This window comes from Streptomyces sp. NPDC001796 (assembly GCF_042892355.1).
In the GTDB taxonomy this organism is placed as follows: Bacteria; Actinomycetota; Actinomycetes; order Streptomycetales; family Streptomycetaceae; genus Streptomyces.
In genome coordinates this window covers 611,121-624,672 of the sequence record NZ_JBIAUC010000001.1, presented here as the reverse complement: position 1 = coordinate 624,672, position 13,552 = coordinate 611,121, and the positions used below count along the sequence as shown (strand labels likewise).

At 71.5% G+C, this 13,552-nt stretch carries 14 protein-coding genes and 1 riboswitch; of the genes, 8 read left to right on the top strand and 6 right to left on the bottom strand.

Features of this window, described 5'->3' with window-relative positions; genetic code table 11:
- Positions 1-96: 96 nt before the first annotated feature.
- A complete protein-coding gene (locus ACFYZE_RS02780) occupies positions 97-462 on the bottom strand; it encodes an Rv2175c family DNA-binding protein (RefSeq protein ID WP_200416954.1) in 366 nt (121 codons plus the stop codon).
- Between the two features lie 80 nt (positions 463-542).
- Positions 543-1,769, bottom strand: a complete 1,227-nt coding sequence (locus tag ACFYZE_RS02775; RefSeq protein ID WP_388987490.1) for an NAD(P)/FAD-dependent oxidoreductase — start codon at positions 1,767-1,769, stop codon at positions 543-545.
- Positions 1,770-1,894: 125 nt separating this feature from the next.
- Positions 1,895-2,008, top strand: a riboswitch (TPP riboswitch).
- Between ACFYZE_RS02775 and thiO the strand changes: the two genes are divergently transcribed.
- From thiO to ACFYZE_RS02750, 5 genes are all read left to right on the top strand, one after another.
- A complete protein-coding gene (gene thiO, locus ACFYZE_RS02770) occupies positions 2,006-3,205 on the top strand; it encodes a glycine oxidase ThiO (RefSeq protein WP_388987487.1) in 1,200 nt (399 codons plus the stop codon). (Overlaps the previous riboswitch by 3 nt.)
- Entirely contained in the window at positions 3,202-3,402 is a 201-nt protein-coding gene (gene thiS, locus ACFYZE_RS02765) for a sulfur carrier protein ThiS (protein WP_388987484.1), read from the top strand. Before thiO ends, thiS begins: the two co-directional genes overlap by 4 nt.
- Positions 3,403-3,405: 3 nt before the next feature.
- Entirely contained in the window at positions 3,406-4,200 is a 795-nt protein-coding gene (locus tag ACFYZE_RS02760; RefSeq protein ID WP_388987481.1) for a thiazole synthase, read from the top strand.
- Positions 4,201-4,299: 99 nt separating this feature from the next.
- Positions 4,300-6,213 carry a Stk1 family PASTA domain-containing Ser/Thr kinase gene (pknB, locus tag ACFYZE_RS02755; RefSeq protein WP_388987478.1) on the top strand — a complete coding sequence of 638 codons (1,914 nt, stop codon included), beginning with the start codon at positions 4,300-4,302 and terminating at the stop codon, positions 6,211-6,213.
- A 52-nt stretch (positions 6,214-6,265) separates the two neighbouring features.
- Positions 6,266-7,165 carry a deoxyribonuclease IV gene (locus ACFYZE_RS02750; protein ID WP_388987475.1) on the top strand — a complete coding sequence of 300 codons (900 nt, stop codon included), beginning with the start codon at positions 6,266-6,268 and terminating at the stop codon, positions 7,163-7,165.
- Positions 7,166-7,248: 83 nt separating this feature from the next.
- Here ACFYZE_RS02750 and ACFYZE_RS02745 read toward each other — a convergent pair whose 3' ends face one another.
- Entirely contained in the window at positions 7,249-7,881 is a 633-nt protein-coding gene (locus ACFYZE_RS02745) for a sulfite oxidase-like oxidoreductase (RefSeq protein WP_388987472.1), read from the bottom strand.
- 152 nt (positions 7,882-8,033) lie between these two features.
- Between ACFYZE_RS02745 and bfr the strand changes: the two genes are divergently transcribed.
- On the top strand, positions 8,034-8,513 hold the full coding sequence (gene bfr, locus ACFYZE_RS02740; protein ID WP_388987469.1) for a bacterioferritin: 480 nt from the start codon (positions 8,034-8,036) through the stop codon (positions 8,511-8,513).
- A 33-nt stretch (positions 8,514-8,546) separates the two neighbouring features.
- Here bfr and ACFYZE_RS02735 read toward each other — a convergent pair whose 3' ends face one another.
- Positions 8,547-8,771, bottom strand: a complete 225-nt coding sequence (locus ACFYZE_RS02735) for a bacterioferritin-associated ferredoxin (RefSeq protein WP_388987930.1) — start codon at positions 8,769-8,771, stop codon at positions 8,547-8,549.
- 118 nt (positions 8,772-8,889) lie between these two features.
- On the bottom strand, positions 8,890-10,242 hold the full coding sequence (locus ACFYZE_RS02730; protein WP_388987466.1) for a class II 3-deoxy-7-phosphoheptulonate synthase: 1,353 nt from the start codon (positions 10,240-10,242) through the stop codon (positions 8,890-8,892).
- 37 nt (positions 10,243-10,279) lie between these two features.
- Here ACFYZE_RS02730 and ACFYZE_RS02725 point away from each other — a divergent pair, with 37 nt between their 5' ends.
- Together ACFYZE_RS02725 and ACFYZE_RS02720 are read left to right on the top strand one after the other, a co-directional pair.
- Positions 10,280-10,405, top strand: a complete 126-nt coding sequence (locus ACFYZE_RS02725) for a trp operon leader peptide (protein WP_388987463.1) — start codon at positions 10,280-10,282, stop codon at positions 10,403-10,405.
- Between the two features lie 101 nt (positions 10,406-10,506).
- Entirely contained in the window at positions 10,507-12,393 is a 1,887-nt protein-coding gene (locus tag ACFYZE_RS02720; RefSeq protein WP_388987460.1) for an anthranilate synthase family protein, read from the top strand.
- A gap of 83 nt (positions 12,394-12,476) precedes the next feature.
- On the opposite strand, the gene ACFYZE_RS02715 is transcribed toward ACFYZE_RS02720, so the two are convergent.
- Positions 12,477-13,505, bottom strand: a complete 1,029-nt coding sequence (locus ACFYZE_RS02715) for a 6-phosphofructokinase (RefSeq protein WP_388987458.1) — start codon at positions 13,503-13,505, stop codon at positions 12,477-12,479.
- Positions 13,506-13,552 lie beyond the last annotated feature (47 nt).

Genomic DNA, 13,552 nt, shown 5'->3' with positions numbered 1-13,552 from the left:
CCTCGGACGGTTTTTCTTGTGTGTCGGCCTGATCGGACCGGAACAGGTCCGATCGGGTCAGCTCCGGTCGGGTCCGGTCCGATCAGGCCGGATCGATCAGACGGCGAGCGCCTGTGCGCGGCGCTTCACCTCCGTGCCGCGATTCTCGCTGAGAGCCTGCGCGGGGGTGCCGGGCAGAGTCGGGTCGGGGGTGAAGAGCCACTCGATCATCTCTTCGACCGTGAAGCCGTCGTCCCGCAGCAGGGTCAGGGTGCCTGACAGGCCCTTGACCACCTTGTCCCCGTCGATGAAGGCGGCGGGGACGTGCAGCGCCTTGTTCTCGCCTCGGCGGACGGCGATGAGCTGGCCCTCCTTGACCAGCTGCCGCACGCGGGTCACCTCCACGCCGAGGGCTTCGGCGATGTCGGGCAGGGTGAGCCAGGCGGGGACGAGAGCATCGATCTTTGCGTCAATCTCGGTCACGGGATCAAGCGTGCCATCCCGCACTGACAGTCGGAAGCGGAGCGCCTCCGGCGGGGTTAGGCGGAGAGGGTGGTTGCGCCCTACGCCGTGGCCTCCTTGAGCGGGCGGGACGGGTCCGACAGCAGTGCGGGGTCCATGGGGGTGCCCGACTCGATCAGGCGGCGGCCCTGCGCCAGGTCCCGGGGGCGGCCCACGGCCAGCAGGGCCACCAGGCGGCCCTCGCGCAGCCAGCAGACCGTCCAGGCCGCGCCCTCGGGATCGCCGCGCCACACCGTCGTGTCGGCGGACGCGTGGTGGCCCACGTACTGGACGAACCGGCCGAACTGCTCCGACCAGAAATACGGCACCGGGTCGTACGCCACCGGTGTCTGGCCGATGATGTTCGCGGCCACCGTGCGCGGACCCTGGAGGGCGTTGTCCCAGTGGTGGACGAGCAGGCGCTCCTCGTAGCGGCCCGACGGGAAGGACGCGCAGTCACCGACCGCGTACACGTCCGGCACCGAGGTGCGCAGATGGTCGTCGGCCAGCACCTCGCCGTGCACGCCCAGCTCGATCCCGGACCCGGCGAGCCAGGCGGTGGCGGGCCGGGCTCCGATGCCCACCACCACCGCCCCGGCCGGCACCCGGGAGCCGTCGTCCAGCACGACCGCGCCCGGCTCGATGCGGTCCACGCGCGCTTGTGTGCGCAGCTCGGCACCGCTGTCCGCGTACCAGGCCGTCATCGGCACCGCCACCTCCGCGGGCAGCGCCCCCGCGAGCGGCCGGTCCGCGGCCTCCACCACGGTCACCGCGCAGCCCGCCTCGCGCGCGGCGGTGGCGAACTCGGCGCCGATCCAGCCGGCGCCGACGACCACGATGTCGTGCTGACGGGCGAGCACCGGCCGCAGCCGCTCGGCGTCGTCCAGGGTGCGCAGCAGATGCACCCCGGGGACGCCCTCCGCGCCCGGCAGCCGGATCGGCTCCGCCCCGGTCGCGATGACCAGGACGTCGTACGGGACGGGGCCCCGCTCGGTGTCCAGCTCGTGGTCCCCGGGGCGCAGGCCGGTCGCTTCGCGACCCAGTTCGAGCCCAATGTCCAGCGCCTCGAAGTCGACGTCGAAGGCGGAGCCCTCGGCCTTGCCGAGCAGCACGGCCTTGGACAGCGGCGGCCTGTCGTACGGCTGGTGCGGCTCCGCGCCGATCAGCGTCACGCCGCCGGTGAAGCCCTGTTCCCGCAGGGCGACCGCGGTCTGCACCCCGGCCATGCCCGCGCCCACGACGACGACGCGCCGCGCCGTACCACCCCGTGCCTGCGTCTGCTCGCTCACCTGATCACCATAGACAACTGACGAATTGTCAGTCAGGGGGCGTGCTGAGTGACGTCCTGCACAGCCCCCGGGCCGGGCGGGAGGCTGTCTTACCGAGCCGAACGGCACGGGCTAGGGTTGCCACCGTAAGCACTCGCGGGAGCCCGGGCGCACCGGGCTGAGAGGGAGGCTGGGACGGCCTCCGACCGTACGAACCTGATCCGGGTCATGCCGGCGAAGGGAGGGGCTGGACGCCCATGTCGCGTACACCGGACGAACCGTCGACATCGAGCGATCCGTCGACCGTGTCGGACGTCCTCGTCATCGGGGGCGGGATCATCGGTCTGGTGACCGCCTGGCGGGCGGCGCAGCGGGGGTTCGCCACCGCCGTGGTGGATCCGGAGCCGGGCGGCGGAGCCGCGCAGGTGGCCGCCGGGATGCTGGCCGCCGTCACCGAGCTGCACCACGGCGAGCAGACGCTGCTCGCCCTGAATCTCGCCTCCGCGCGCCGCTACCCGGACTTCGCCGCAGAACTGACCGAGGCCACCGGCCGGGACCTGGGCTACCGCCGCTGCGGCACGCTCGCCGTGGCGCTCGACGCCGACGACCGCGCCGAGCTGCGCGAACTGCACGCCCTGCAGCAGCGCTCGGGGCTGGAGTCGGAGTGGCTGAGCGGGCGGGAGTGCCGCCGTCTGGAGCCGATGCTCGCGCCGGGCGTGCGCGGGGGGCTCAGGGTCGACGGCGACCACCAGATCGACCCCCGCCGCCTCGCCGCGGCCCTGGTGACGGCCTGTGAACGCGCCGGGGTGGTCTTCCACCGGGTGTGGGCCGAGCGGCTCACGGTGGTGCGGGAGCGGGCCTGCGGGGTACGGACCGCCGACGGCACCGAGCTCGCCGCCGGGCAGGTCGTCCTCGCCGCGGGCAGCCTCAGCGGGCGGCTCGCGGGCGTCCCGGACGACGTCCTGCCGCCCGTACGCCCCGTGAAGGGTCAGGTGCTGCGGCTGACCGTGCCCGCGCGGTACGCGCCGTTCCTGAGCCGTACGGTGCGCGCCGTCGTCCGCGGTGGCGCGATCTACCTCGTGCCGCGTGAGAACGGCGAGCTGGTGGTCGGCGCGACCAGCGAGGAGCTTGGCTGGGACACCACGGTCACCGCGGGCGGGGTGTACGAGCTGCTGCGGGACGCGCACGAGCTGGTGCCCGGGATCACCGAGCTGCCGCTCACCGAGACGCGGGCGGGTCTGCGCCCGGGCTCGCCGGACAACGCGCCGCTGCTCGGCCCCACCGGGCTGGACGGCCTGCTGCTGGCCACCGGCCACTACCGCAACGGTGTCCTGCTCACCCCGGTCACCGGTGACGTCATGGCGCACGTGCTGACCACCGGTGAGCTTCCCGAGGAGGCCCGCCCCTTCACGCCCCGGCGTTTCACCGCCGCCGCACTCACGGAGCAGCCCGTATGAACATCTCGGTCAACGGGGAGACCCGCGAGGTCACCCCCGGTGTCGCGCTCGACGCGGTGGTGCGGAGCCTGACCGCCGCCCCCTCGGGCGTGGCCGCCGCCGTCAACGAAACCGTCGTCCCGCGCGCGCAGTGGGCGTCGACGTCCCTCAGCGAGGGAGACCGCGTCGAGGTCCTCACCGCCGTCCAAGGAGGCTGACCCATGGCTGACGATCCCTTCGTCCTCGGTGGGACCACCTACTCGTCCCGGCTGATCATGGGCACGGGGGGTGCCCCGAGCCTGGATGTGCTGGAGCGGGCGCTGGTGGCGTCCGGCACGGAGCTGACGACGGTCGCGATGCGGCGCGTCGACGCCTCGGTGCACGGCTCGGTCCTGTCCGTGCTCGACAAGCTGGGCATCCGGGTGCTGCCGAACACCGCGGGCTGCTTCACCGCGGGCGAGGCCGTGCTCACCGCCCGCCTCGCGCGCGAGGCCCTCGGCACGGATCTGGTCAAGCTGGAGGTCATCGCCGACGAGCGGACCCTGCTGCCGGACCCGGTCGAACTGCTGGAGGCGGCCGAGACGCTGGTGGACGACGGCTTCACCGTGCTGCCGTACACGAACGACGACCCCGTTCTCGCCCGCAAGCTGGAGGACGTCGGCTGCGCCGCGATCATGCCGCTCGGCTCCCCGATCGGATCCGGGCTCGGCATCCGCAACCCCCACAACTTCCAGCTGATCGTGGAGCACGCGCGCGTGCCGGTCATCCTGGACGCGGGCGCGGGCACGGCGTCGGACGTGGCGCTGGCGATGGAGCTGGGGTGCGCGGGTGTGATGCTCGCCTCGGCGGTGACCCGGGCGCAGGAGCCGGTCCTGATGGCGGAGGCCATGCGGCACGCGGTGGAGGCCGGCCGGCTCGCCCGCCGGGCGGGCCGTATCCCGCGCCGGCACTTCGCGGAGGCGTCGTCGCCGATGGAGGGCGTCGCGCGGCTGGACCCGGAGCTGCCGGCCTTCTGAGCGGACCGGAGGAGGCCGCGTCACAGGTCGGCTGCAGTAGGGCCCCGGTATCCCCGCAGCGGACGGTGGGTGACAGTGCGCCCTCGTAGACTCACCAGCGTGGATACGACCCTTCAGGACCCTCTCGTCGGGCAGGTGCTCGACGGCCGCTATCGCGTCGACGCACGGATCGCGGTCGGCGGGATGGCCACGGTCTACCGGGCCCTGGACACCCGCCTGGACCGTGTGCTCGCGCTGAAGGTGATGCACCCGACGCTCGCGGCGGACGGCTCGTTCGTCGAGCGCTTCATACGCGAGGCGAAGTCGGTCGCCCGTCTCGATCATCCGAACGTCGTTCAGGCTTTCGATCAGGGTGCCGACGGGTCGTACGTCTACCTCGCCATGGAGTACGTCGCCGGCTGCACCCTGCGCGACGTGCTGCGCGAGCGCGGGGCGCTGCAGCCCCGCGCGGCCCTGGACATCCTGGAGCCGGTGCTGGCCGCCCTGGGGGCCGCGCACCGCGCCGGGTTCGTGCACCGGGACATGAAGCCGGAGAACGTCCTCATAGGCGACGACGGCCGGGTCAAGGTGGCCGATTTCGGTCTCGTCCGGTCCGTCGACACCGTCACCAACACCACGGGCGCCGTCCTCGGCACCGTCTCCTACCTTGCCCCGGAGCAGATCGAGCACGGCGCGGCCGACCCGCGGGTCGACGTGTACGCGTGCGGGGTCGTCCTCCACGAGATGCTGACCGGCGCCAAGCCGCACCACGGCGACTCGCCCGCCCAGGTGCTCTACCGGCACCTGAACGAGGACGTTCCCCCGCCCTCGGCTGCCGTGCCCGGGCTGTCCGTCGAACTCGACGACCTGGTCGCGTCGGCGACCGCGCGCAACCCGGAGCTGCGCCCGGCGGACGCGGTGGCTCTGCTGGGTCAGGTGCTTCAGGCCCGTGGCGCGCTGACCGACGAGCAGCTGGACGCCGTGCCGCCGGGGGCCATCGCCGCGGATCACGACAACGCCGAGGACCGCACGAGCGTGATCCCCCGCCTGCTGCCGGCCCACCCCGTGGGCGAGGACCGTGAGGCCGTCCTCAACCGGACGAGCCGGCTTCAGACCCCGCCGCCCGAGCCGCCTCGGCGCTCGCCGCGGCCCCGGCGGGGGCTGCTCGCGCTGATCGTCGCCGTGCTGGTGGTGTTCGGTGTCGGCACGGGGGTCTGGTACATCAACTCGGGCCAGTTCACCAAGGTCCCGCCGCTCCTGGCGAAGACGGAGGCCGACGCCCGGGCCCGGCTGAAGGCGGCCGGTCTCGAGGTCAGGCAGGTCAGACACGCCTACAGCGACACGGTGAAGCGCGGCACGGTGATCAGTACCGATCCGGCGGTGGGCGCGCGGATCCGCTCCCACGACGCGGTGACGCTGACCCTCTCGGACGGTCCCGAGACGGTGCAGGTGCCCGATCTGAAGGGCTACCCGCTGGACCAGGCGCAGGCCCGGCTGAAGAAGGACGGCCTGGTGCCGGGCATGGTCACCCAGGCGTTCAGCGCGGACGTGCCCAAGGGCTCCGTGATCGGCACGGACCCGGGTGCGGGGACCGAGCGGCACGGCGGTTCGGCGATCGCGCTCACCGTCAGCAAGGGCAGCCCGGTGGACGTGCCCGACGTCAGGGGCGCCTCCATCGACGACGCCACGTCACAGCTCCAGGACGCGGGCCTGCGGGTGAGGATCGCGGACACGCAGGTCACCTCGGAGTACGACGCCGGAAAGGTCGCCCAGCAGTCGCCGGACGCGGGGCGGCAGGCCGGTCAGGGCGACACCGTGACGCTGACGCTCTCCAAGGGCCCCGAGATGGTCCAGGTGCCGGACGTGACGGGACAGAACGTCGACGACGCCAAGAAGGCGCTCGAGACGGCGGGTTTCCAGGTCGAGGAGGACCGGGGTCTGCTGGGCCTGTTCGGGGACACGGTCAAGAGCCAGTCGGTCAAGGGCGGGGACAAGGCGCCGAAGGGGTCGACGATCACGATCAAGATCCGCTAGCCGCCCGCCGGCCGAAGACCGGGCGCCCGGGACGACATGACACCCTTGGGGCGTGAGCACTGAGCAGTCCCGTGGCGCCCGCGGCACCTTCGGTCCCTCCCGCAACCCGATCGGCAGTCACGTCCCGGTGGCCGGTGGGCTGAACTCCGTCGGGCTGGCCTACGCCCGTGACATCGGGGCCGAGACGGTACAGGTCTTCGTGGCCAACCCGCGCGGCTGGGCGACTCCCGCCGGCAGTCCGCGTCAGGACGAGGAGTTCCGGGCCGTGTGCGCCGCCGAGTCGATCCCGGTGTACGTCCACGCTCCGTACCTGATCAACTTCGGCTCGCACACCGAGGCGACCGTGGACAGGTCTGTTGAGTCGCTGAGGCACTCGCTGCGGCGGGGCCGTCGGATCGGGGCGCGGGGCGTGGTCGTGCACACCGGCAGCGCTACCGGCGGCCGGGACCGATCGGTGGCGCTGAAGCAGGTACGGGAGCGCATGCTGCCGCTGCTGGACGAGCTGACGCACGACGACGACCCGTGGCTGCTGCTGGAGTCGACCGCGGGCCAGGGCGCTTCACTGTGCTCGCGCACCTGGGATTTCGGGCCGTACTTCGAGGCCCTGGACGCCCACCCCAAGCTCGGTGTCTGCCTGGATACCTGCCACGTCTTCGCGGCCGGGCACGACCTGACCGGGCCGGAGGGGGCGCATCGGACGCTGGACCTGCTGGTGGACACCGTCGGCGAGGGCCGGCTGAAGCTGATCCACGCGAACGACTCCCAGGAGGCGGTCGGCGCCCACCGGGACCGTCACGCGAACATAGGCGCCGGCCACATCGGCGAGGCCCCGTTCCGCGCGCTGATGACGCACCCGGCCACCGATGGCGTGCCGCTGATCATCGAGACGCCCGGCCGCAAGGAAGGGCACGCGGCGGACGTGGAACGGCTGAAGAAGCTGCGCGACGGCTGATCCGTAGCACAGCCGATCCGCAGCACAGCCGATCCGCAGCACAGCTGACCGGTAGCACAGCTGACCCGTAGCGGCCCTGGACCTCAGAGTTCCGGGCCGTCCCCGGGCTCCTCCTGGTAGGAGTAGCGCTGCTCCTTCCACGGGTCACCTATGTTGTGGTACCCGCGCTCCTCCCAGAAGCCGCGCCGGTCGGTGGTCATGTACTCGACGCCGCGGACCCACTTGGGACCCTTCCAGGCGTACAGGTGCGGCACGATCAGGCGCAGCGGGAAGCCGTGTTCCGCGGTGAGCAGCTCGCCGTCCTTGTGCGTGGCGAAGATCGTGCTGTCGGAGGCGAAGTCGGACAGGCGCAGATTGGAGCTGAACCCGTACTCCGCCCACACCATGACGTGGGTGACCGTGGGCGCGGGCGGGGCCATCTCCAGGATCGTACGCGCCGGGATGCCGCCCCATTCGGCGCCGACCATGCTGAACTTCGTCACGCAGTGCAGATCGGCCACGACGGTCGCGTACGGCAGTGACGTGAACTCCTCGTGGTTCCAGCAGTGCTTCCCGCCGTCCGCGGTGGCGCCGAAGACCCGGAACTCCCAGCGCTCGGGGCGGAACTTGGGCACGGGACCGTAGTGCGTGACCGGCCAGCCCCGCTGCAGTCGCTGTCCCGGCGGAAGCTGTGACCGTGCCGTTTCTCCAGATTCGCGCTCCACCGGATGACCCATGACTCCATCCTGACAGACCGCGGAGGGTGCACATGACCAGCCCGGGTTCAATTCGGGCATCTCACACTAAGTGTGAACTTACTGGACGCTCTTCGGTGCCAGTGCCATGATGCGGCGCATCCCGCCCGTCCCCCGCCCGGAAGGATCCCGCCATGCAGGGCGATCCAGAGGTCGTCGAATTCCTCAACGAGCAGCTCACCGGTGAGCTGACCGCGATCAACCAGTACTTCCTGCACGCGAAGATGCAGGAGAACCTCGGGTGGTACAAGCTCGCCAGGTACACGCGGCGGGAGTCGTTCGACGAGATGAAGCACGCGGAGGTGCTCACCGACCGCATCCTCTTCCTCGAGGGCCTGCCGAACTACCAGCGGCTCTTCCATGTGCGGGTGGGGCAGACCGTCAGGGAGATGTTCGAGGCGGACCGGCAGATCGAGGTGGAGGCGATCGACCGGCTCAGGCGGGGGATCAGGGTGATGCGGGAGAAGGGCGACATCACCTCCGCGAACATCTTCGAGTCGATCCTGGCGGACGAGGAGCACCACATCGACTACCTGGACACCCAGCTGGACCTGCTGGAGAAGCTGGGCGACGCACTGTACATCTCGCAGGTCATCGAACAGCCGGAGAGCTAGCGAGGGCTTTTCGTCTGGATCAGGCCGGCGGCGCTAGGCGGCTTCCTCCAGACGGGAAAGCACCGGTTCGGCGATCTCGGGCCGGGGGCACCCGCCGCGTCCCAGGAGCGCCTGGATCCTGCGCACGCAGGAACCGCAGTCCGTGCCCGCCTTGCAGGCGGAGGCGATCTGCCGCGGAGTGCAGGCGCCGCCCTCCGCATGCTGCCTCACCTGCTGCTCGGTGATGCCGAAGCAACTGCAGACATACACGCGGTACACCTCCCGCCGAGATCGATAAGGCAAACCTAACCTTACCTGCCCTGTCGGAGGCGCAACAGCAGGGTGGGGCGCGGATCGTGTGATCCGCGCCCCACTCGTGTCGGTCAGCGCCCGCAGGCTACTGGTCCCGGTACATCTCCGCGACGAGGAAGGCCAGGTCCAGCGACTGGCTGCGGTTGAGCCGCGGGTCGCACGCCGTCTCGTAGCGCTGGTGCAGGTCGTCGACGAAGATCTCGTCGCCGCCGCCCACGCACTCGGTGACATCGTCGCCGGTCAGCTCCACGTGGATGCCACCCGGGTGCGTACCGAGCCCCTTGTGGACCTCGAAGAAGCCCTTGACCTCGTCGAGCACGTCGTCGAAGCGGCGGGTCTTGTGCCCGGAGGCCGCCTCGAAGGTGTTGCCGTGCATCGGGTCGGTCACCCAGGCCACCACCGCGCCGGACGCCGTGACCTTCTCCACCAGCTCGGGGAGCCGGTCGCGGATCTTGTCCGCGCCCATGCGGACGATGAAGGTCAGCCGGCCGGGCTCACGGTCCGGGTCGAGGCGGTCGATGTACCGCAGCGCCTCCTCGGCCGTCGTCGTCGGGCCGAGCTTGATGCCGATCGGGTTGCGGATCTTCGAGGCGAACTCGATGTGCGCGCCGTCCATCTGCCTGGTGCGCTCACCGATCCACACCATGTGCGCCGAGACGTCGTACAGCTGCCCGGTGCGGGAGTCGGTGCGGGTGAGCGCCGACTCGTAGTCGAGCAGCAGCGCCTCGTGCGAGGAGTAGAACTCGACGGTCTTGAACTCCTCCGGGTCGGCCCCGCAGGCGTGCATGAAGTTCAGCGCGTTGTCGATCTCGCGCGCCAGCTGCTCGTAGCGCTGACCGGAGGGCGAGGACTTCACGAAGTCCTGGTTCCAGGCGTGCACCTGGCGCAGGTCGGCGTAGCCGCCGGTGGTGAAGGCACGCACCAGGTTCAGCGTGGACGCCGAGGCGTGGTACATGCGCTTCAGGCGCTCCGGGTCCGGGATCCGCGACTCCTCGGTGAACTCGAAGCCGTTGACGGAGTCGCCCCGGTACACCGGCAGCGTCACCCCGTCGCGGGTCTCGGTGGGCTTGGAGCGCGGCTTGGAGTACTGGCCGGCGATACGGCCGACCTTCACCACCGGCACCGAGGCGGCGTACGTGAGCACGGCGCCCATCTGGAGCAGCGTCTTGAGCTTGTTGCGGATGTGATCGGCGGACACCGCGTCGAAGGCCTCGGCGCAGTCGCCGCCCTGGAGCAGGAACGCCTCGCCCCTGGCGACGGCTCCCATCCGGGCGCGCAGCTGGTCGCACTCGCCCGCGAAGACGAGCGGCGGATACGACGCGAGGTCCGCGATCACCTTGCGCAGAGCCTCGGGGTCGGGGTACTCGGGCTGCTGCGCCGCGGGCAGGTCTCGCCAGGTGTTGCCAGCGCCAGGGCTGGTCTTAGCGTTCACGGTCACCCCCTAAACATTACGGGGTCGTGTCCACCGCTTATCGATGCGCTCGACTGATGAGACGGCCCGTCCCGCCCCGGGCGGGGGGTCGTGTAGGGTGCGGGACATGTTCGCGCACTCGACCCAGAACCAGAACTGGTGGTGGACCGCTCGTCCGGCGGCCCACTGACTGCGCGTACGCACGACTTCGCGAAGGCCGCCCGAGGGGCGGCCTTCGGCGTTTTCGCGACCGGGCCGCTCCCTCTCACCTCACCGAGAAGGACACCGCCCATGAACCTGCTCGACCTGCTGGACGACCCCCGCCCGTTCGCCCTGCTGCGCCGCCGCACCCCGGGGCGCGACCACGACACCGTCGAGGTGCTGACCGGCCCGGTCGGCCGTTTCGAGCGCCTGGCCGACCTGCCCGGGGAGGCCCTCGCGCTCGTCCCCTACCGCCAGATCCGCGAGCGCGGCTTCGACGTCCGCGACGACGGCACACCGCTGCTGGCGCTCACGCCCGAGGAGTCGTACGAGATCCCCCTGGACCAGGCGCTGGCGGAGCTGCCCCGGCACGACGTCCGGGTCGAGGACGGCGGCTTCGACGTCGCCGACGAGGAGTATGCCGGGATCGTCGGGCGGGTACTGGAGGAGGAGATCGGGCAGGGCGAGGGCGCCAACTTCGTGATCCGGCGGACGTACCAGGGGCGGATCCCGGACTTCGGGCGGGCCGACGCGCTCGCGCTGTTCCGGCGGCTGCTGGTCGGGGAGCGCGGCGCGTACTGGACCTTCGTCGTGCACACCGGTGACCGGACCCTGGTGGGGGCCAGCCCCGAGGTGCATGTGCGGATGTCCGGGGGGACCGTCGTGATGAACCCGATCAGCGGCACCTACCGCTATCCCGCCGACGGCCCCACCCCCGAGGACCTGCTCCGCTTCCTCGCCGACGGCAAGGAGATCGAGGAGCTGTCGATGGTCGTCGACGAGGAACTGAAGATGATGTGCACGGTCGGCGACATGGGCGGGGTCGTCGTCGGGCCGCGCCTGAAGGAGATGGCCCACCTCGCGCACACCGAGTACGAGCTGCGGGGGAAGTCCACGCTGGACGTGCGCGAGGTGCTGAAGGAGACGATGTTCGCGGCGACCGTCACCGGGTCGCCGGTGCAGAACGCCTGCCGGGTGATCGAGCGGCACGAGGTCGGGGGCCGGGGCTACTACGCGGGCGCGCTGGCGCTGCTCGGCCGGGACGCCGGAGGCGCGCAGACCCTCGACTCCCCCATTCTGATCCGCACCGCCGACATCGCCGCCGACGGACGGCTGCGGGTGCCCGTCGGGGCCACGCTCGTGCGCGGATCCGACCCGGCGAGCGAGGTCGCGGAGACCCACGCCAAGGCGGCCGGGGTGCTGGCGGCGCTGGGGGTACGGCCCGGGCGGCCGCGCGAGGACCACGTACGGCCGAACCTGGCGGAGGACCCGCGAGTGCGGGCGGCGCTGGACGCGCGGCGGGAGAAGCTCGCGCCGTTCTGGCTGCGGATGCAGCAGCGTTCCTCGGAGCTGACAGGTCACGCGTTCGTGGTGGACGGCGAGGACACGTTCACCGCGATGCTCGGGCACGTCCTGCGCTCGACGGGTCTGGAGGTGACCGTACGGCGGTACGACGAGCCGGGGCTGCGGGAGGCGGTGCTCGCACACTCCGGTCCCGTGGTGCTCGGGCCGGGGCCGGGCGACCCCTCGGACCTGGCCGATCCCAAGATGCGGTTCCTGCGGGAGCTGACGGCCCAGGTCATCCGGGGCCACCGGCACGGGGTGCTGGGCGTCTGCCTGGGCCATGAGCTGATCGCGGCCGAGCTGGGCCTCGAGATCGTCCGCAAGGAGGTTCCGTACCAGGGCGCCCAGACGGAGATCGACCTGTTCGGGCGGCGGGAGACCGTCGGCTTCTACAACAGCTTCGTGGCGCGCTGCGACGACGACGCGGCGGCCGAGCTGGTGGCACACGGCGTCGAGGTCAGCCGCAGCGCGACCGGGGAGGTCCACGCTCTGCGCGGGCCCGGGTTCGCCGGGGTGCAGTTCCACCCGGAGTCGGTGCTGTCGGTGGGCGGCGCCGGCGTCGTACGGGAGCTGCTGGACGGGCTGGCCGCCGCGGGCACGAGGCCGTTCGCGGAGCGGCGGCCGGCGCTGTAGGGAGGCGATAGGCACTGTGGCGGGCGGGGAGGGCGCGGCCGGGGTGGGACCGCCCCGGCCGGGTTCCTCGAGGTGCGGCGGCGTCAGCCGAAGAAGACGCCGACCTCCTGGTACAGCTCCAGGTCGACCGTCTTCAGCTTGGCGGTGGCCTCGGACAGGGGGACGCGGACGATGTCCGTGCCGCGCAGGGCGACCATCTTCCCGAAGTCGCCGTCGCGGACGCAGTCGATGGCGTGCAGGCCGAAGCGGGTGGCGAGCCAGCGGTCGAAGGCGCTGGGCGTGCCGCCGCGCTGGACGTGCCCGAGCACGGTCGTCCGGGCCTCCTTGCCGGTGCGCCTCTCGATCTCCTTCGCCAGCCACTCACCGACGCCGGAGAGACGGACGTGCCCGAACGAGTCCAGCGACCCGTCCTTGAGCACCATGTCGCCGTCCTTCGGCATCGCTCCCTCGGCCACGACCACGATCGGCGCGTACGACGCCTTGAACCGGGACGTCACCCAGGCGCACACCTGGTCGACGTCGAAGCGCTGCTCGGGGATGAGGATGGCGTTGGCGCCGCCGGCGAGCCCGGAGTGCAGGGCGATCCAGCCCGCGTGACGGCCCATCACCTCCACCACCAGCACCCGCATATGGGACTCGGCCGTGGTGTGCAGGCGGTCGATCGCCTCCGTCGCGATGTTGACGGCGGTGTCGAAGCCGAAGGTGTAGTCCGTGGCGGAAAGGTCGTTGTCGATGGTCTTGGGCACGCCGACGACGTGGACGCCGTACTCGTCGGACAGGCGCGCCGCGACCCCGAGGGTGTCCTCGCCGCCGATCGCGACGAGCGCGTCGACCTCCTCCTTGGCGAGGTTGTCCTTGATGCGGCGGATGCCGTTCTCCTGCTTGAGGGGGTTGGTGCGCGAGGAGCCGAGGATGGTGCCGCCGCGGGGCAGGATGCCGCGCACGGCGGGGATGTCGAGCCGTACGGTGTCGCCTTCGAGGGGACCCCGCCAGCCGTCCCGGAAGCCGACGAAGTCGTAGCCGTACTCCTGCACGCCCTTGCGCACGATGCCCCGGATGACGGCGTTGAGCCCGGGGCAGTCGCCGCCTCCGGTCAGTACTCCGACCCGCATGGAAATGTCCCTTCGCCGCGGTTGGCCTGGTGCGGGTCACGGTAATA

Excerpts from the sequence above, each read along its gene's own strand:
- thiO (WP_388987487.1), top strand. The coding sequence starts at position 2,006 with ATGTCGCGTACACCGGACGAACCGTCGACATCGAGCGATCCGTCGACC.
- ACFYZE_RS02745 (WP_388987472.1), bottom strand. The coding sequence starts at position 7,881 with ATGGGTCATCCGGTGGAGCGCGAATCTGGAGAAACGGCACGGTCACAG.
- ACFYZE_RS02715 (WP_388987458.1), bottom strand. The coding sequence starts at position 13,505 with ATGCGGGTCGGAGTACTGACCGGAGGCGGCGACTGCCCCGGGCTCAAC.
- thiS (WP_388987484.1), top strand. The coding sequence starts at position 3,202 with ATGAACATCTCGGTCAACGGGGAGACCCGCGAGGTCACCCCCGGTGTC.
- ACFYZE_RS02725 (WP_388987463.1), top strand. The coding sequence starts at position 10,280 with ATGCGCTCGACTGATGAGACGGCCCGTCCCGCCCCGGGCGGGGGGTCG.
- bfr (WP_388987469.1), top strand. The coding sequence starts at position 8,034 with ATGCAGGGCGATCCAGAGGTCGTCGAATTCCTCAACGAGCAGCTCACC.
- ACFYZE_RS02760 (WP_388987481.1), top strand. The coding sequence starts at position 3,406 with ATGGCTGACGATCCCTTCGTCCTCGGTGGGACCACCTACTCGTCCCGG.
- ACFYZE_RS02720 (WP_388987460.1), top strand. The coding sequence starts at position 10,507 with ATGAACCTGCTCGACCTGCTGGACGACCCCCGCCCGTTCGCCCTGCTG.